This window comes from Bradyrhizobium sp. Ken64 (genome assembly GCF_055807555.1).
Genome location: NZ_JBVVPA010000017.1, coordinates 142,076 through 159,782, shown reverse-complemented (window position 1 = coordinate 159,782; position 17,707 = coordinate 142,076). Strand labels below are relative to the sequence as shown.

Here is a 17,707-nt window from a genome sequence, read left to right as displayed (position 1 = left end):
GGGGTCTATCTGAAGCGCTGCGTCTGACGGGGCGGATGGCCAAGCCGCCACGGTTTGGCTATGCTTCGCAAGGTCACCGCTTCGGACACGCGCCAAACGTGCGTCCGGACGTGAGCTTTGATGCGCTGCGCGCCTTGCCGATAATTCCGCTGGCGCGGGCGACCGGAGCACATTAGTCTACCCCTAGATAGTAAGTATACTGTCAATTAGGGAGGCAGACGTTGCGGATCGCCGTGATTGGCGGGGGGCCCGGTGGGCTCTACTTCGCCTATCTCTGGAAGAAGCGTCACCCCGAGGATCAAGTCGACCTGTTCGAACAGAACCCGGCCGACGCGACCTGGGGCTTTGGCGTGGTGTTTTCCGACCAGGCCCTGGAATTCTTGCGCGCCGACGACCCCGAGACGGTCGACGCAATCGCGCCGCACATGGAGAGCTGGGAGAACATCACGCTGAACCTGAGCGGCGACAGCGTGGCCATCGACGGCGTCGGCTTCTCCTCGATCGGCCGGCTCGAGCTGTTGCGCTTCCTGCAGCAGCGCGCGCTCGATGCCGGCGTCACCCCGCGCTTCGATACGCCAATTCATGGGATCGATCAGCTCAACGGCCACGATCTGATCGTCGCCGCCGACGGGCTGAACTCGCTGGTGCGCCGCGCCTTCGAGGGCGATTTCGGCACCTCGCTGTCCTACTCCTCCAACAAGTTCGTCTGGTACGGCACCTCGAAGCGCTTCGACACGCTGTCGCAGACCTTTGTGAAGACCGACCGCGGCGCGTTCAACGCCCACCACTACCGCTACTCGCCGACCATGAGCACGTTCCTGGTCGAATGCGATCATGCGACGTGGCAGGCCTACGGTTTCGCCTACAAGGACGTGGAGCAGTCCAAGGGCGTCTGCGAGGAGGTGTTCGCCGACACGCTCGGTGGCCGCTCGCTGGTCTCCAACAAATCGGTCTGGCGCAACTTCCCCTGGGTCTGGAACGAGCACTGGTCGTTCAAGAACATGGTGCTGCTCGGCGACGCGCTGCACTCGGCGCATTTCTCGATCGGCTCGGGCACGCGGCTCGCGATCGAGGACGCCATTGCGCTGGTCAAGGCGCTGGAGTCGGATGCCCATCTCTCCACCGCCCTGCATCGCTACCAGGCCGCGCGAAAGCCGGTGGTGCAGAAGCTCGTGAACGCCGCGCGGACCAGCGCTTTCTGGTACGAGCACTTTGCCCAGCACATGCAGCAGGGCCTGATGGACTTTGCCTATAGCTACATCACCCGCTCAGGCCGCATCGACGACTCCCGCCTGCGCGCGATGTCGCCGGCCTTCATGGCGCGCTACGAAGCCGCCAAGAACGGTGGGGACGAGGCATGAGCGAGCAGATTCACGACCAGGTGCCCGCCGACTGCGCGGGCGCGCGCGAGATCGGCTTTTTCGTTCCGCAGGTCTACAATGCCAGCCGCGTTCTGTTCGACAATGTCGGCAAAGGCCGCGGCGACAAGCTCGCGCTCATGGGCCCCGCGGGCACCCGCACCTACGCCGAGCTCTGCGCGGAAGCCTGCCGCTGGGGCAACGGCTTTGCCTCGCTCGGCCTCAAGCGCGGCGGCCGCGTGCTGTTGTTCCTCGATGATACCCCGGCCTATCCGGCCGCGTTCTTCGGCGCGGTGCGCGCCGGCTTCGTGCCATTGCTGATCAACACGCTGACACCGCCGGATCTGCTGCAATTCTATCTCGCCGATTCCGGCGCGACTGTTGCCGTGGCGGATGCCGAGTTCTGTGCACGGTTCAACGCCGAGGCCTGCAAGGACACGAACCTGCAGACGCTGATCGTCGTCAATGGTGCGGTGGGCGATCACGCCGCGCCGAACGCCGTTTCCGCCGCCGGCTGGCTCCCGCAATTTCCGGCCGAACTCGCGGAAGCCGACACGCATCGCAGCGAAATGGCGTTCTGGATGTACTCGTCCGGGTCGACCGGCCGGCCCAAGGGCATCGTGCATCTCCAGCACGACATGGCCTATAGCGAAGCCGCCTTTGCGCAGAACGTCTTGAAGCTGACGCCGGATGACATCTGCTTCTCGGTGCCAAAAATCTTCTTCGCCTATGGCTTTGGCAACGCGATCACCTTCCCGTTCTCGGCGGGCGCGACGACGCTGCTGTTGCCGGGCCAGCCGAAGCCCGCGGCGATCTTCACGGCGATCGAGCAATACAAGCCGACGGTCTTCTTCGGCCTGCCGACGCTTTATACAGCGCTGACCAAGGCCGAGGGTGCCGACAGGACCGACTTCTCGTCGCTGCGCATGGCGCTCTCGGCCGCCGAGGTGCTCTCGGCCGACGTCTTCAACGGCTGGAAGACGCTCACCGGTCTCGAGATCGTGGAAGGCCTCGGCTCGACCGAGGTGCTGCATATCTATCTCTCCAACCGTCCCGAGCGGAAGAAGCTCGGCGCGGCAGGCCTGCGCGTGCCCGGCTACGAGGTCGCGCTGCGTGACAAGGACGGCCGCGATGTCGCCGACGACGAGGAAGGCATCTTGTGGGTGCGCGGCGATTCCAACACGCCGCTGTACTGGAACCGGCCGGACAAATCCGCCGAGACCATCCGCGAAGGCGGCTGGATCTACACCGGCGACCGCTTCGTCCGCGATGCCGACGGCTTTCACTTCTTCCGCGGCCGCGCCGACGATCTCATCAAGATCTCCGGCCAGTGGGTCTACCCGCTCGAGGTCGAGCTGTGCCTCGCCGACCACCCGGACATCCGCGAATGTGCGGTGTTCGCCGCCGAGCTGCCGGACCGGCGCATGACGCTGAAGGCGGTCGTGGTGATGAACAGCCGCGCGGCTGATCAAAGCGAAGCGACACGACGGCTGCAGGATTACGTGAAGGGCAAGCTGCTTCCCTACAAATATCCCCGCGAAGTGATCTTCATCGACGAGCTGCCGAAGACGGGCACGGGGAAGATCGACCGGCAGGCGCTGTTGCGGATGTGAGCGGCGGTGTTGCTCACTCTCGCTGTCGTCCCGGCGAAGGCCGGGACCCATACGCCGAGTGGGAGTTATTAGCGCGAGCTGGTCACCACCTGTCTTCGCCAAACCGAACTCGGTGGTTATGGGTCCCGGCCTTCGCCGGGACGACACCGGAATGTCAGGCGCCACCTCACCCCGCCTTCCCCAGATGCTCCAGCGCATCCTCCGCCCGGAGCGGCACCCGCGACGCCTCGTTGTTGAGATCGACGAGCTGCACCAGGAGCCCCATCAGCGCCTTGCGGTCCGCCGGCTTGAGCGGCTCGAGCATCCGCATCTGGGCGCGTTCGACGGCGGGAATGATGTCGCGCAGGATCGCCGCGCCTGATTTGGTCAAATAGAGCAGCTTGATCCGCTTGTCTTCCGGCGCCGGCCTGCGCTCGACGAAATCCTTGGCCTGAAGCCGCTCGATCACGCTGCCGAGCGTGGAGCGGTCGAAGGCGATCACTGCGGACAGCCGCGTCGCGTCGATGCCGGGATGGGTGTGGATCGCGATCAGCGCCGCGTATTGCACCGGCGTCAGATCGAACGCCTTGCACTCCTCCATGAAAATCGAGACCGCGATCTGCTGCATGCGCCGGAACAGATAGCCCGGCGCGGCGTAGACCGCGTCTATCGTGATTGGAGGGGCAGGCTTACTCGGCATCGGGCTGCTTCTCCGGCGCGGCGTTGACGAACGCCGGCAGCGCCTTGGCCGCAGCTTCCGCCTTCAGCAGGCGCGGGTAGGCGGAGACGTCGACGCCGAAGCGGCGCGCATTGGCGAGCTGCGGCACCAGGCAGAGATCGGCGAGCGTCGGCGCATCCCCGAAGCAGAACGGGCCCGGCTCGGCCCTGATCAGCGTCTCGCAAGCCGCGAGCCCCTCGCGGTTGACCCAGGCCGCCCAGTCCTGAACCTTCTCCTCAGGCAGCCCGAGCTCGCGCAGCCGCGCCAGCACCTTTAGATTCTGCACGGGGTGAGTGTCGCAGGCGATCGCCAACGCGAACGCCCTCACCTTGGCGCGCTGCAACGCATCCCTCGGCAACAGCGGGGGGGTGGGATGGGTTTCGTCGAGCCATTCGATGATGGCGAGCGATTGGGTCAGCACCGCGCCCGCGTCGCTCTCCAGCGCGGGCACCAGGCCCTGCGGATTGATGGCGAGATAGGCGGGCGCGCATTGCTCGCCCTTGCGAAGGTGATGCGGCAGGTGCTCGGCACCGAGGCCCTTGAGGCTCAGCGCGATTCGTACCCGGTAGGCGGCGCTGGAGCGGAAATAGCCGTGCAGCTTCATCGGAACCCCCCCTTACTTTTTTGTCTTCCGGGGCTCGCGAAGCGAGAACCCGGAACCTCGAGATTCCGGGTTCGATGCTATCGCATCGCCCCGGAATGACGACATTGATCGTACCCGTCACATTGACGCTACCTAGATCGTAAGTATACTGTCAATCAACAAAACGACGGGAGCCGCACCATGGAAGCCGTGACCAAGACGCCGGAACGCGAGGCGTTCTACAAGAAGATCGACGGCGAGAATCTCACCGCGCTCTGGACCGTCATGAGCGATTTGATCACGCCGGAGCCGAAGAGCGCCTGCCGGCCGCATCTGTGGAAGTTCGACATCATCCGCGACTACATGACCGAAGCCGGCAAGCTGATCACGGCGAAAGAGGCCGAGCGGCGCGTGCTGGTGCTGGAAAATCCCGGCCTGCGCGGGCAGTCGAAAATCACCACGTCGCTCTATGCCGGCGTGCAGATGGTGGTGCCCGGCGACGTCGCGCCCGCCCACCGGCACAGCCAGTCGGCGCTGCGCTTCGTGCTCGAAGGCAAGGGCGCCCACACCGCGGTCGACGGCGAGCGCACCGCGATGGAGCCGGGCGACTTCATCATCACGCCGTCGATGACCTGGCACGATCATTCCAACGAGACCGACCAGCCGATGTTCTGGCTCGACGGCCTCGACATTCCGCTTGTGCAGTTCTTCGACTGCTCTTTCGCGGAAGGCTCCAAGGAGGATCAGCAGAAGATCACGAGACCGGCCGGCGACAGCTTCGCGCGCTACGGCCACAATCTGCTGCCGGTCGACGTGAAGCGGAGCTCGAAGACGTCGCCGATCTTCAGTTATCCCTATGCCTACACGCGCGAAGCACTGGAGAAAGCCCGCACGAGCCAGGAGTGGGACGCATGTCACGGGCTGAAGCTGAAATTCAGCAACCCCGAGACCGGCGACTTCGCGATGCCGACCATCGGCACTTTCATCCAGTTGCTGCCCAAGGGCTTCAAGACCGCGCGCTATCGTTCGACGGACGCAACGGTGTTCTGTCCGATCGAAGGCCACGGCCGTACCCGCATCGGGGAATCGACCTTCGAATGGGGCCCGCGCGATTTGTTCGTGGTGCCGAGCTGGCAATGGGTCACGCACGAGGCGGACATGGATGCAGTGCTATTCAGCTTCTCGGATCGACCCGTGCAGCAGAAGCTGGATTTGTTCCGGGAGGATCGCGGGAACGCGTGAGGTGCGAATGTTAGCCGCACTCTCCGCTGTCGTCCCGGCCTAGTGCGCAATTGCGCACGGGGGCCGGGACCCATACCGCGTGACCTATCGAGACGAACGGTATTCGTACCGACGAAGGAACAACGACGAGTATCCGCCAAACTACCGCCTGGGGTTATGGATCCCGGCCTTCGCCGGGATGACGACGGAGGTGGTGGCGCACTTCCATCCACAGCCCTCACCGCCAGTGCAATAATTTGACCTCCAGCCAGTTGATCACCCTTCCCACCATCAACCCAAACACCGACAGGATCACCACGCCCGCGAGCAGCTGATCCGTCTGCATTAAATTGCCGGCCTGCAATACGAACGCGCCGATGCCGTATTGCGCGCCGATCATCTCGGCGCTGACGACGAGCAGCAGCGCCACCGACGACGTGATGCGGAAGCCGGCGAGGATCGCGGGCAGCGCGCCCGGCCACACCACCTTGCGCACGATCGTGGCGAACGGCACGTTGAAGCTTTGCGCCATGCGGATGAGGTTGCGCGGCACCGCGTCGACGCCGCTATAGACCGAGATTGCGGTCGAGAAGAACACTCCGAGCGCGATGGTCGCGATCTTCGGCTCTTCACCGATGCCGAGCCAGAGGATCAACAGCGGCAGCAGCGCAATCTTCGGGATCGGGAACAGCGCCGAGATGAAGGTGATGCCGACGCTGCGCGCCAGACGCGACAGGCCGATGGCAAAGCCGACAGCGACGCCGGCCGCCGTGCCGAGCAGCCAGCCGACACCGATGCGCAGGAGCGACGCGGAAAGGTGCTGCCACAGCGCACCCGAGATCGCGAGCTGGTAGATCGCACGCGCGATCGCCGACGGCGGGGGCAGGAACAGCGGATTGACCAGGCCGGTGCTGCCCGCCGCCTGCCAGATCGCAATGACCAGCGCGAGCGCGATCCAGCCGCCGAAGCGGCTGCTCGCCGGCACGAAGCCGGCGCCGCGAAAGCGGACGCGCCGGACCGCGTCACCCTTCGCGGATGTTCCCGCCGGAGCGCGATCAAGCATGCTGGACCTCGCGCTCGGCATCGATCGCCTCGTTGCGGATCAGCGACCAGATCTGGTTCTGAAGCGCGAGCAGCTTTTCACGGGCTGCAATGTCACCGCGCTGAGTACGCGTCATCGGCACGCTCACGACCTCGCGAATGCGGCCAGGACGCCGCGACAGCACCACGATGCGATCGGCAAGCCGCGCCGCCTCTTCGAGATTATGCGTGACATAGACCGCGCCCATGCCGCCATCGGCGAGGAGCCGGACGAAATCCTCCATCAGCAGTTCGCGGGTCTGCGAATCCAGCGCCGACAACGGCTCGTCCATCAGGAGAATGGCCGGCCTGACCGCGAGCGCGCGCGAAATGCCGACGCGCTGGCGCATGCCGCCGGACAGCTGCTTTGGATAGGCCGCGCGAAAATCCGTCAGGCCAGTGCGGCGCAAGGCGTCATCGACCAGCGCGCGGCGCTGCACGGACGAGAGCTGGGTGTGCAGCAGCGGGAATTCAACGTTCTCCTCCACATTGGCCCAGGGCAGCAGCGCGAAATCCTGGAACACGAAGGTGAGCGGATTGAGACTGTCCGGCGGCGGCGATCCACGCAGCTCGGGCGCGCCGGAGGTCGGCAGCAACAGGCCACCGAGGATCGACAGCAACGTGCTCTTGCCGCAGCCCGAGGGCCCCACGATCGCCACCACCTCGCCGGCACTGACGGTGAACGAGACGTCGTCGAGCACGGCGAGCTCGCCGAAACGATGGGTGACATGGTTGGCGATCAGGTCCATGTCATGGCCTCAGTGTCGTCCCGGCGAACGCCGGGCCGTGCATCCTTCGAGGCTCGCTTCGCGAGCGCCTCCAGCGACAACGGCTTTGCCGTTGCGCGGGGATGACGGAGATGGAGAGGAGCGCGCAGCATCAATCCGCCTTCACGAATTCCTTTGCGATGATCGCGTTCGCGTCAAAGCCCTTGTCGGCAAAACCCTGCTCCTGGAGCCATTTGATCTGGTTGTCGACGTTCTTCACATCCAGCTTGCCGTCGGCATCGATATAGGCGCAATTGCCGACCACCTGCTCGACCGGAAGGTTCGTATACTTGGCGATGATCTCCAGCAGCGGCTTTGTCTTGTCATTGATCGGCGCGACACCGTCTTTCATCGCAGCAAGGATGACGTCGTGATATTCGCGGTCGGCCTTTGCCAAAACGCCGAGCAGCTTCGTCACCAGCACCTTGTTGGTCAACGTCTTCGGCGAGGCGAACACCGCGCCCAATTGCCAGGGTGTCTCATCGCCGACCCAGCCGAGAAACTTCGCACCGCCGTCGTCCATCAGTTTTCGCGCTGTGGAGATCGGCAGCAGCGCGGCATCCACGGTTTCGCCCTTCAGCGCGGCCGCCGCGTTCGACAGCGATTGCAGCGGCACGATTTTCACGTCCGCGAGCTTGAAGCCGTATTTGTCGGCAAGCAGCCCGAGCGAATAGTGAAAGGAGGAGCCGACCTGGGTCATCGCCACGCGCTTGCCCGCGAGGTCCTTCGGCGTCTTCAGACCGCTCGCATAAGCGTTGTTGCTGGCGAAATAGCCGATCAGGGGATAGCCGGCCCTCTCGCGGCTCATGCCGCCGATCACCTTCAGCACGCCCTTGCCGGCGAGATTGTAGAGGCCGGCAGTGAAGGCAGTCACGCCGAAATCGATGTCGCCGGAGGTGGTGGCCACCGCGATCGGTTGGGCCGCATCGAAGAATTTCAGCTCGACGTCGACGCCGGCCTCGCGGAAATAGCCCTTGTCCTGCGCGATGAACACGGGCGCGGAGGAGGATAGCCTGAGCACGCCGATCCTGGCTTTCAGCACGTCCTCGGCTCGGGCCGCGCCCATCGCTGTGATCGCCATCAGGCCAGCTAGCGCGAGCCGCACAATCCCGGTCATTTCGTTTCCTCCCCGTCGTTATCTTGCAGTCGGTTACAGGCCCTCGGGCACGGGCTGGTCCCGTCCGACGAAGGCGCCCTGTTGTTTCAACGTTTCTTGCAATTTATCAATGGGGATGTCGCGTGGAATGCGGTTTCCGGAGAGCGCCAGCGCGGCGGCGGAACCGGCCGCCTCCCCCATCACGAAACAGGCACCGGAGACCCGGGCCGCCGATTGGCCCTCATGGGTCATCGAGGCGCAGCGGCCGGCGACCAGCAGATTGTCGACGCCTTCGGGCACCAGCATCCGGTACGGCAGTTCGTTATAGCCGCGCGATTCCGGGATCGGCGGGAAGGTGAAGACGACGTCGCCGGGGACATGGGCCTCGATCGGCCAGCCATTGACGCCGATGGAATCCTCGAACGAGGCGCAACCCAGCACGTCCTCGCCGCTGAGCTGATAGCCGCCCGTGATGCGGCGGGTTTCGCGGATGCCGAGCTGCGGCGGCAGGTCGACGATGTAGGATTTTTCAAAGCCCGGCACGGTGCGCAGGAATTCGAACGCGGCGAGCGCCTGCTTGCGGCCCTCGATCTCGCCGCGGGTGAGATCGTCAGGCTCGATGCCGTTGATGGCATGGCCGTCCTCGCGCGCCACTTGCGTGAAGTTCACCCGCCATTCAATGCCGGACTTCTGCGGCCGCACGATCGCGCTCTTGCGCGGGAATGTGTGGGTGCCGGCGGCGATGGCCTGCTCCATCAATTGCGGGATGGTCCGCCAGGCATCGCCCGCCTTCGCGGGATCGATGCCGTTGAGACGGAGCATCATCGACGGGTACATCGGATGACCGTGCTCGTCGCCGAATTCGAACGGCGCGCCTGCCCAGACCGCGAGATCGCCGTCGCCGGAGCAATCGATGAAGATCTCCGATCGCACCGCCTGTCGGCCGGCCTTGGTCTCGACCATCAGCGCGTCGATGCGGCTGTTATCGTCCATCACGACGCCGGCACCGAGCGCATGGAAAAGGATGTGCACCTTGTGGCTGGCGAGCAGTTGGTCGGCCGCGATCTTGTAGGCGGCGGTGTCGTAAGCCTGGGCGAAGACCTTGCCGAGGATCAGATGCGGCGCGTTGAGGCCGTTCAAGCGATCAATCCGCGCCAGCAGCTCGGACGCCATGCCTTGCACCAGCCGGTGGGCCTCGCCGTAGACGTTGCCATGCAGGCCGCAGAAGTTGGTGACGCCGGCAGCGGTCCCCATGCCGCCGAGGAACCCGTAGCGCTCGATCAAGAGCGTCTTCCGTCCAGCGCGCGCGCTTGAGGCCGCCGCCACGATGCCGGCCGGTCCGCCGCCGAGCACGACGACTTCATATTCGCCGTAGAGCGGCACCTGGCGCGCCGGTTCTTCGATCGTCATGGCCTGCATGGCGCGTCCCTGTCCCTGAAAGTCTCTTGCTTTGGCCGACTATGAATTAACTCGAACCGAGCTACAATCCGCCAAAACAGACGATCAGCTTTCTCGAATCGCGAAAGGTCGGAATGGACATCCTCGTCAACCTGCAGGCGTTCCTCGCCACCGCCGACGCCGCCGGCTTCTCCGCGGCTGCGCGAAAACTCGGCGTTTCGACGTCGGTGGTGGCCAAGCGCGTCACGCAGCTGGAGGCGCGGATCGGCACGCCGCTGTTTCAGCGCTCGACCCGGCAGTTGCGGCTGACCGAGGCCGGCCAGCGCTACGTGCATCGCGCCCGCGCCGTCGTCACCGACGCCACCGACCTGCTCTCGCGCATGGGCGAGAAGGGCCATGATCTCGTCGATCACCTGCGCATCAAGGCGCCGACCTCGCTGACGGTCGCGCGGCTTGCGGACGTCTTCACCGCTTTCCAGACCCAGAACCCGCGGCTCAAGCTCGATATCGTGCTGTTCGACCGTCCGGTCGATCCCGTCACCGAAGGCTTTGATATCGCCATCGGCGCCTTCCCGCATTCCTTTGGCGGGGTCGTCGACGAGCCCCTGTGCCCGCTGAAGCGGCTGCTCTGCGCCTCGCCTGCCTATTTGAAGAAACACGGCACGCCGAAACATCCGCGTGATCTGGTCGAGCATCGCTGTCTCAGCTTTCTGCCGACAGGGCCGGAGTGGATCTTTGACGGGCCGCGCGGCCGCATCAGCGTCCAAGTCAGCCCGCTGCTGTCCTGCAACGAGGGCCACGTGCTGGCGCGCAGCGCCATCGCCGGCAATGGCATCGTGCTGATATCGGACTATCTCGTCGCGGACGCCTTGCGCGACGGCGCACTCAAGCCGGTTCTGCGCGAGTTTCCGATTCCGGAATTGTGGGTGAAGGCTGCGATCCCTGAACGGCGGCGCAATGCGGCTGCGGTGCAGGCGCTGCTGACTTTGCTGAAAACTTCACTGGCCGTGTCGCTGTAAGGGCCCGTAGCCCGGATGGAGCGCAAGCGTAATCCGGGTTCGTGCCACGCGAGGACAACCGAGAGATTCGGTTAGTCCGTTCCCGGATTGCGCTTCGCTCCATCCGGGCTACTCGCGTTCAGCTTTTGGCACCTGCCCAATTCGCCGCGCGTTTTTCGGCAAACGACGCCAATCCCTCCGCCGCCTCCGCGCTCTGTCGCTTGACCGAATGCAGATGCACGAGCCGCTTGTAAGCCGCATCGTCCACCGCCATGCCGCCGAACGAGCTCTCCAGCGCCAGCCGCTTGGTCTCGGCCATCGCCTCCGGTCCGTTGGCAAGCAACTGCTCGACCACCTTCGCGCCGGCGGCGTCGAGATCGGCGAGCGGCACCACCTCGTGGACGAGGCCGATACGACGGGCGTCCTCGGCGCCGAAACGTTCACCAGTCAGCGCGTAGCGGCGGACTTGCCGTACGCCGATGGCATCGCAGAGCTGCGGGATGATGATCGCCGCGGTCAGGCCCCAGCGCACTTCGGTGATCGAGAACAGGGCGTTCTCCGCCGCGATCACGACGTCGCAGGCTGCGATCACGCCGGTGCCGCCGCCGAAGCAGCCGCCCTGCACCAGCGCCACCGTCGGAATCGGCAGCGTGTTGAGCCGCTGCACGGCCTCGAACGTCGCCCGCGACGCGGCCTCGTTCGCCTCGCTCGATTGCGGCCGCACGCCATTGATCCATTTGAGGTCGGCGCCGGCCTGGAAATGCTTGCCGTTGCCCTTGAGCACCACGAGGCGAAGGTCGGGCTTGCTGCCGAGATCGTCCATCGCCGCGAGCACGCCCGCGATCAACGCGCCGTCATAGGCGTTGTTGACCTCCGGCCGGTTCAACGTGACGGTCGCAACCCCACGCGCATCCAGGGTCCACAGGACGGGGCTGTCGGTCATCGGTGTTCCTCCGCTCGTTTGTTTGGCGCGCACTATGACCGAGGCTCCGCACCTTGATCCATATCTTTCGAGCGTAGGGCAGCCGCGTCCATCGCATGGCGGCTTGTGTCATGCTGCCACGGGCGGCATCAAGCGATCAGGGACGGACATCACATGCGCATCTGCATTTTCGGCGCGGGCGCCGTCGGCAGCCATATTGCGGTCAGGCTGGCCCGCGCCGGCCACGAGGTCTCGTGCGTGATGCGCGGCGCGCACCTGGAGGCAGTCCGGGCCAACGGCCTCAAGCTGCGCGTCGGCGATTCCGAGGTCTCCGCCAAGGTGAACGCGTCAGGCGATCCGGCCCAGCTCGGCCCGCAGGACGTCGTGATCTCCACGCTCAAGGCCACCGCGCTCCAGGGGCTGGTCTCCAGCCTCAAGCCGCTGCTTCAGGACGACACCGCCATCGTGTTCGCGCAGAACGGCATTCCCTGGTGGTACGGGATCGGCCTGCCGCCGCGACACCCGACCCCGCCGGACATTTCCTTCCTCGACCCGGGCGGGCGCTTGCGCGCCTGCATTCCGAAGGAGCGGATCGTCGGCGGCGTGGTCTTCTCCTCCAACGAGGTGACCGCGCCCGGCGTGGTGCAGAACCTGACGCCGGACCGCAACCGCCTGCTGATCGGCGAATGCGACGATCGCAATTGCGCGCGCATCACGACGCTCCGCAGTGTCTTCACCGACGCGCGGCTGGAATCGCCGCCGGTCGCCGAGATCCGCGAGGCGATCTGGTCAAAGCTGCTGACCAACATGTCTTTGTCGGTGCTGTGCCTGCTCACCGGCCAGACCGCGCGCGGCGTGCGCGATGACCCCGCCTTTGCGGACGTCATTCCGCGGATGCTGAACGAGGCCAACGAGATCGCCCAGCACTTTATCCCCGAGGTCAAGCGCGTGTCACGCAGCGGCCCCGCCCCCAACCACAAGCCGTCGCTGCTGCAGGATTACGAGCTCGGTCGCGCCATGGAGATCGACGTCCTGGTGAAGGCGCCCCAAGCCTTCGCGCGCACCGCCGGCCTGTCGACGCCGACCCTCGATCTCATTGCCGCGCTCGCGATCCAGAAGGCGCGCGACAAGGGGCTCTATTCGGCGTGAGATTTCAGGCGAGTTTGTCGATCCAGGCCGAGAGCGTGTCGAGCACCTCCGCAAGCGCCTCTTCATTGCTGCGGCCGGACCTTTTTAGCACCGCGAAGGAGTGATCGCCGCCTGCGACCTCGTGCAGCGTCGCCTTCGGTGCAAGAGCGGCGATGACCGGCTTGAGGAGGCCGAGATCGGCGAGCCCGTCGCGGGTGCCTTGCAGGAACAGCATCGGGATCTCGACACGGGCGAGGTGCTCGGCGCGCTCCGTCGACGGCTTCTTGTCGGCGTGCAGGGGAAAACCGAGGAAGGCGAGCCCTTTGACATCAGGCAGCGGAGTCTTCGACTGCGCCTGCGACGTCATGCGCCCGCCGAACGATTTTCCGCCCGCAACGAGCATCACACCGGGGCAGAGCCGCGCGGCTTCCTCGACGGCCGCGCGGATCGTGGCGTGGGCGACAGCCGGCTGGTCGGGACGGGCCTGCTTGTTTTCCATGTAGGGAAAATTGAAGCGGAAGGTCGCGATGCCGCGAGCAGCGAGACCCTCCGCAATCTGGTCCATCGATGCATGCTGCATCCCCGCACCCGCACCATGCGCCAGCACGTAACAGGCGCGCGCATCATCCGGCTGAGTCAGGATCGTGGAGACCGTGCCGATGCGCGCGATGTCGAGCTTGAGCTCTTGAGTTTTGACAGCCACAATCAACCATCCCGACAGACGCTGCTCCGGCCGCCTTGGTAGCGTCACCGGCGCAGGCTGAAAACACAATAATTGCCGCCAAAGGCTGGCCTACCAAGCCGGAACGCCGCATTGACCGAGGTGACCATGTCCTACCGCTCCTCCTGGATGACCGAAGAGCTCGAAATCTTCCGCGACCAGTTCCGGAAATATCTTGCCAAGGACCTGGCCCCGCATGCCGAAAAATGGCGCGAGCAGAAGATGGTCGACCGCTTTGCCTGGCGCGGGCTCGGTGAGATGGGCGCGCTGCTGGCAAGCGTGCCGGAGGAATATGGCGGCCTGGGCGCCACCTTCGCCTATGATGCCGCCGTGCTCGACGACCTCGAAAGCACGGTGCCGGAGCTGACGACCGGCGTCTCCGTGCACAGCGCAATCGTCGCGCACTACATCCTCAATTACGGCTCGGAGGAGCAGAAGAAGCGCTGGCTGCCGAAGATGGCCTCGGGCGAGATGGTCGGCGCCATTGCCATGACCGAGCCCGGCACCGGCTCGGATTTGCAGGCCGTCAAGACCACCGCCAGGAAGCAGGGCAATTCCTACGTCATCAACGGACAGAAGACATTCATCACCAACGGCCAGGCCGCCGATCTCGTCATCGTGGTCGCACGCACCGGCGATGTCGGCGCCAAGGGCATTTCGCTGATCGTGATCGAAACCTCAGGCGCGGACGGCTACAAGCGCGGGCGCAACCTCGACAAGATCGGCCTGCATGCCTCCGACACGTCCGAGCTGTTCTTCGACAACGTCGCGGTTCCGCCGGACAATTTGCTCGGCGGCGAGGAAGGCCAGGGCTTCGTGCAACTGATGCAGCAATTGCCGCAGGAGCGCCTCGCGCTCGCGGTCGGCGCGGTTGCCGCGATGGAGCGCGCGATAAAGCTCACCGTCGACTACACCAAGGAACGAAAGGCGTTCGGCAAGCCGCTGATGGATTTCCAGAACACCGCCTTCAAGCTCGCCGAGCGCAAGACCGAAGCGATGATCGCGCGCGTCTTCGTCGACTGGTGCATCGAGCGGCTGGTCGCAAAGGACCTCGACACCGTCACGGCGTCGATGGCGAAATACTGGTGCTCGGAGAAGCAGGTCGAGACCGCCGACGAATGCCTCCAGCTGTTCGGCGGCTACGGCTACATGCAGGAATATCCGATCTCGCGCATCTTCATCGATTCCCGCATCCAGAAGATCTATGGCGGCACCAACGAGATCATGAAGCTGTTGATCGCGAGGTCGTTGTAATCAAGTCGCTGTAATCAGGTCGGCGTGAGCGGCCCGCCGCTCAGTTCGGATGCCACCAGCGGCCGCCGATGACGACGCCCTCGGAGACGATCTTGCGGTCACCGATCAGGTGCTCGCCGACGACGTCCTCATAGTCGAACTGGCCTTCCCTCACCGAGATCAGCGTGGCGTCGCCGACGCTGCCCGGCTTGAGGCTGCCGAGCTCGGGGCGCCGCAGCGCCATCGCCGCGTTGATGGTCGAGGTTGCGATGACGTCGGACAGCGGCATGCCCATGCACAGGAATTTCGACAGGGTCGTCACCTGATCGAAAGCCGGGCCGTCGATGCAGAGTTGATGAATGTCGGACGAGATGGTGTCCGGATAGAAGCCGTTGGCGAGCATGGCGCGCGCGGTCTTGAACGCGAACGAGCCCTTGCCGTGGCCGATGTCGAACAGCACGCCGCGCTCGCGGGCGTCGAGCACCGCCCGCTTCACCGTGCCCTGCGCGGTCGCAGGCGTGTTGGGGAAGGGCCGGAACGCGTGGGTGAGCACGTCGCCGGGGCGCAGGCGCGCCAGCACCTCCTCGTAGCTCGGCGGCGGATGGTCGATATGCGCCATCAGGGGCATGCCGACCTCGTTCGCGACCTCGAGCGCGATGTCGAGCGGCACGACGCCCGACGTGCCCGAGGAGTGCAAGCCCACCCGCACCTTGATGCCGACGATGAGGTCGCGGTTGGCGTCGGCCACCTTGGCCGCCTCGATCGGATTCATCAGCCGCAGCTCCTCGCTCTCGCCGACCATGATCCGGTGCGAGAAGCCGAAAATGCCGGCATGCGACACGTGAAGATAAGCGAGAATGCGGACCTGGCTCGGCTCGATCACATGCTTGCGGAATCCGGCGAAATTGCCGGGCCCCGCGCTGCCGGTGTCGACCGCGGTGGTGACGCCGGACAGCCGGCAGAACTCCTCGGCATCGATGCCGAGCGACGTACCTCCCCAATAGACATGGGTGTGGAGATCGATCAGCCCCGGCGTCACGATGTAGCGTGACACGTCGCGCACGTCGGTGCCCGGATCGGCCTTGAGCCCGGTGCCGATCGCAGCGACCTTGCCGCCGGCAAAGGCGACATCCGTCACGGCATCGAGCTTCTGGGACGGGTCGACCACACGGCCGCCGCGCAGGATCAAGTCGAAGGGCATTGTCGTCTCCGGATATGGCAGCTAGGCGGGGCCGGCAATCAGCCGGGGCCAGGAAGGAAGCTTCGCGCTTCTAGCAATTTTTGCGCCGACGAGCGTGGCAAACGCGACGATTGCTCACTGAAATTCTGGCGATCCCGGGAAGACTCGAACTTCCGACCTACGGTTTAGGAAACCGTCGCTCTATCCGGCTGAGCTACGGGACCGCGGAACCCGCAGAGCGGGTTACCGGGGCTTCTTATCAAAGCGGAGGCGGGATCGGAAGCCCTCCGCGTTGCTCAATGCGGAGGGCTGCCGGTCATCTCACGCCCTGATATTGTTGTCCTTCACCACCTTGCCCCAAATGGCGACCTGCTTGTCGAAGAAGGTCTTGAAGGCGGGGCCGTCCTCGAGCAGCAGCGTCATCTGCTGGGTGTCCTTGAGCTGGGCGGTGGTCGCGGGCTCGCTCAGGATCTCCTTGGACGCCGTTGCGAGGGCTGCGACGATGTCCGGCGGCGTGCCGGTGGGCGCGAAGATGCCCCACCAGGCCAGCGTCTCGAAATCCGGGAAGCCGGCCTCGATCGCGGTCGGCGTATCCGGCAGGCCGGGCAGCCGCTCGCGGCCGAGCTGCAGGATCGGACGCAGCATGTTGGTGCCGAGCTGGGCTGCGACCAGCGCCGCCGATCCCGCGATCAGGTCGACATGGCCGCCGAGCACGTCGTTCATCGCAGGGCCGCCGCCGCGATAGGGCACGTGCGTGATCTCGACGCCGGCCTTGTTGCCGAGCACGGTCATGGCGAGATGGCCGAGCGTGCCGATGCCGACGGAGGCATATTTCACCGCGCCGGGCGTCGCCTTGCAGGCCGCCACCACGTCGGAAAAGCTCTTGTAGGGACGGCCCGCACCGGCGGCGATCACGTAAGGCGCGGTGCCGACCAGCAACACCGGCATCAGTTCGCGCTCGACATCGACGGGCGGCTTGTCGAGGATGGAGGGGATCACCGCGTGGGAATCGAAGGTGACCAGGAACGTCGAGCCGTCCGGCGGGCTCTTGGCGACCTGCGCCGCGCCGAGCGCGCCGGCGGCGCCCGACTTGTTCTCGACAATGACGATGCGGTTGAGCTTGGTTTGCAGATGGCTCTGGAGCAGCCGCGCCATCGCATCGGTCGATCCGCCGGGCGGAAACGGCACCACCAGCGTGATTTTTGAAGCCTGGCCCAACGCCGGCGTCATCGCGAGAATAGCCGGCGCCGCGAGCAGCGCGCGTCGTGTGATCGTCATGTTATCCCTCCCCTGTTTTCTTGCGCCCGGCTTTTGCTCTTGGCGCTTTAAGTCGTCCCGAAACCGGATCCCGCTTTTCTGTATTCTGGCCGCGGCGGACTGAAAATGTCCAGCACGCGGGCGCCGTCGGGGCCGGCGCGCATGGTGTGCGGCACATTACCCGGCGTGCGCCAGAAGTCGCCCTTCTTCACGGCAATCTCCTCACTGCCCTGGACTCGGATGGCGGAGCCGTCGAGCAGCACACCCCATTGCTCCTCGGGATGATGGTGCAGCGTGCCTTGCGCATGCGGTGCCAGCGTCACCACCGACAGCATCGCCTGCTCGCCGGAGAAGATGCGCGTGGTCACCCCTGCCGCGAGCTCGCGAAACAGCCCGTCGGCGGTATCGTCGAGATTGTGGAATTCGTCCTTCTGGCTCACGCCATCCTCCCTTTA

General features: G+C 65.2%; 17 protein-coding genes and 1 tRNA gene. 6 read left to right on the top strand and 12 right to left on the bottom strand.

Annotated elements, in window-relative coordinates:
* The first annotated feature begins 221 nt into the window (after nucleotides 1-221).
* Nucleotides 222-1,361, top strand: a complete 1,140-nt coding sequence (locus AC0L2F_RS25960; RefSeq protein ID WP_007604655.1) for an FAD-dependent monooxygenase — start codon at nucleotides 222-224, stop codon at nucleotides 1,359-1,361.
* A complete protein-coding gene (locus AC0L2F_RS25955) occupies nucleotides 1,358-2,971 on the top strand; it encodes a benzoate-CoA ligase family protein (protein WP_473250325.1) in 1,614 nt (537 codons plus the stop codon). Before AC0L2F_RS25960 ends, AC0L2F_RS25955 begins: the two co-directional genes overlap by 4 nt.
* Nucleotides 2,972-3,137: 166 nt before the next feature.
* On the opposite strand, the gene AC0L2F_RS25950 is transcribed toward AC0L2F_RS25955, so the two are convergent.
* Both AC0L2F_RS25950 and maiA read right to left on the bottom strand, forming a co-directional pair.
* Nucleotides 3,138-3,650 (bottom strand): MarR family winged helix-turn-helix transcriptional regulator, encoded by a 513-nt coding sequence (locus AC0L2F_RS25950; RefSeq protein ID WP_473250324.1) that lies wholly within the window; start codon nucleotides 3,648-3,650, stop codon nucleotides 3,138-3,140.
* The gene (maiA, locus tag AC0L2F_RS25945) at nucleotides 3,640-4,272 is read right to left on the bottom strand and encodes a maleylacetoacetate isomerase (RefSeq protein ID WP_473250323.1); all 633 of its coding nucleotides are present in this window, start codon (nucleotides 4,270-4,272) and stop codon (nucleotides 3,640-3,642) included. Before maiA ends, AC0L2F_RS25950 begins: the two co-directional genes overlap by 11 nt.
* Before the next feature lie 180 nt (nucleotides 4,273-4,452).
* On the opposite strand from maiA, the gene gtdA reads away from it, so the two are divergent.
* The gene (gene gtdA / locus AC0L2F_RS25940) at nucleotides 4,453-5,493 is read left to right on the top strand and encodes a gentisate 1,2-dioxygenase (RefSeq protein WP_473250322.1); all 1,041 of its coding nucleotides are present in this window, start codon (nucleotides 4,453-4,455) and stop codon (nucleotides 5,491-5,493) included.
* A 217-nt stretch (nucleotides 5,494-5,710) separates the two neighbouring features.
* Here gtdA and AC0L2F_RS25935 read toward each other — a convergent pair whose 3' ends face one another.
* The 4 genes from AC0L2F_RS25935 to AC0L2F_RS25920 all read right to left on the bottom strand — a co-directional run bounded on the left by AC0L2F_RS25935 (nucleotide 5,711) and on the right by AC0L2F_RS25920 (nucleotide 9,834).
* Entirely contained in the window at nucleotides 5,711-6,535 is an 825-nt protein-coding gene (locus AC0L2F_RS25935) for an ABC transporter permease (RefSeq protein WP_473250321.1), read from the bottom strand.
* The gene (locus AC0L2F_RS25930) at nucleotides 6,528-7,301 is read right to left on the bottom strand and encodes an ABC transporter ATP-binding protein (RefSeq protein WP_473250320.1); all 774 of its coding nucleotides are present in this window, start codon (nucleotides 7,299-7,301) and stop codon (nucleotides 6,528-6,530) included. The genes AC0L2F_RS25935 and AC0L2F_RS25930 overlap by 8 nt, the downstream gene beginning before the upstream one ends.
* Nucleotides 7,302-7,431: 130 nt before the next feature.
* Nucleotides 7,432-8,436: an ABC transporter substrate-binding protein gene (locus AC0L2F_RS25925; RefSeq protein ID WP_473250319.1), complete on the bottom strand. Its 1,005-nt coding sequence runs from the start codon at nucleotides 8,434-8,436 to the stop codon at nucleotides 7,432-7,434.
* 33 nt (nucleotides 8,437-8,469) lie between these two features.
* Nucleotides 8,470-9,834 (bottom strand): FAD-dependent oxidoreductase, encoded by a 1,365-nt coding sequence (locus AC0L2F_RS25920; RefSeq protein WP_473250318.1) that lies wholly within the window; start codon nucleotides 9,832-9,834, stop codon nucleotides 8,470-8,472.
* 113 nt (nucleotides 9,835-9,947) lie between these two features.
* On the opposite strand from AC0L2F_RS25920, the gene AC0L2F_RS25915 reads away from it, so the two are divergent.
* Complete coding sequence (locus AC0L2F_RS25915; protein WP_473250317.1) at nucleotides 9,948-10,832, top strand: LysR family transcriptional regulator; 885 nt, start codon at nucleotides 9,948-9,950, stop codon at nucleotides 10,830-10,832.
* Between the two features lie 118 nt (nucleotides 10,833-10,950).
* Here the strand turns inward: AC0L2F_RS25915 and AC0L2F_RS25910 are convergent, their stop codons facing one another.
* The gene (locus AC0L2F_RS25910; protein WP_007604643.1) at nucleotides 10,951-11,754 is read right to left on the bottom strand and encodes an enoyl-CoA hydratase-related protein; all 804 of its coding nucleotides are present in this window, start codon (nucleotides 11,752-11,754) and stop codon (nucleotides 10,951-10,953) included.
* A gap of 153 nt (nucleotides 11,755-11,907) precedes the next feature.
* Between AC0L2F_RS25910 and AC0L2F_RS25905 the strand changes: the two genes are divergently transcribed.
* Entirely contained in the window at nucleotides 11,908-12,882 is a 975-nt protein-coding gene (locus tag AC0L2F_RS25905) for a ketopantoate reductase family protein (RefSeq protein WP_473250316.1), read from the top strand.
* Between the two features lie 4 nt (nucleotides 12,883-12,886).
* On the opposite strand, the gene AC0L2F_RS25900 is transcribed toward AC0L2F_RS25905, so the two are convergent.
* Nucleotides 12,887-13,564, bottom strand: coding sequence for an alpha/beta hydrolase family protein (locus tag AC0L2F_RS25900; protein WP_473250315.1), 678 nt, complete (start codon nucleotides 13,562-13,564; stop codon nucleotides 12,887-12,889).
* Between the two features lie 126 nt (nucleotides 13,565-13,690).
* Here AC0L2F_RS25900 and AC0L2F_RS25895 point away from each other — a divergent pair, with 126 nt between their 5' ends.
* A complete protein-coding gene (locus tag AC0L2F_RS25895; RefSeq protein WP_473250341.1) occupies nucleotides 13,691-14,836 on the top strand; it encodes an acyl-CoA dehydrogenase family protein in 1,146 nt (381 codons plus the stop codon).
* Nucleotides 14,837-14,876: 40 nt separating this feature from the next.
* Here the strand turns inward: AC0L2F_RS25895 and AC0L2F_RS25890 are convergent, their stop codons facing one another.
* From AC0L2F_RS25890 to AC0L2F_RS25875, 4 genes are all read right to left on the bottom strand, one after another.
* Nucleotides 14,877-16,016 (bottom strand): amidohydrolase/deacetylase family metallohydrolase, encoded by a 1,140-nt coding sequence (locus AC0L2F_RS25890; protein ID WP_473250314.1) that lies wholly within the window; start codon nucleotides 16,014-16,016, stop codon nucleotides 14,877-14,879.
* A gap of 126 nt (nucleotides 16,017-16,142) precedes the next feature.
* Nucleotides 16,143-16,219 (bottom strand) — tRNA-Arg (locus AC0L2F_RS25885).
* Nucleotides 16,220-16,316: 97 nt separating this feature from the next.
* The gene (locus AC0L2F_RS25880) at nucleotides 16,317-17,273 is read right to left on the bottom strand and encodes a tripartite tricarboxylate transporter substrate-binding protein (protein ID WP_473250313.1); all 957 of its coding nucleotides are present in this window, start codon (nucleotides 17,271-17,273) and stop codon (nucleotides 16,317-16,319) included.
* A gap of 47 nt (nucleotides 17,274-17,320) precedes the next feature.
* Nucleotides 17,321-17,692, bottom strand: a complete 372-nt coding sequence (locus tag AC0L2F_RS25875; protein WP_007604636.1) for a dimethylsulfonioproprionate lyase family protein — start codon at nucleotides 17,690-17,692, stop codon at nucleotides 17,321-17,323.
* Nucleotides 17,693-17,707 lie beyond the last annotated feature (15 nt).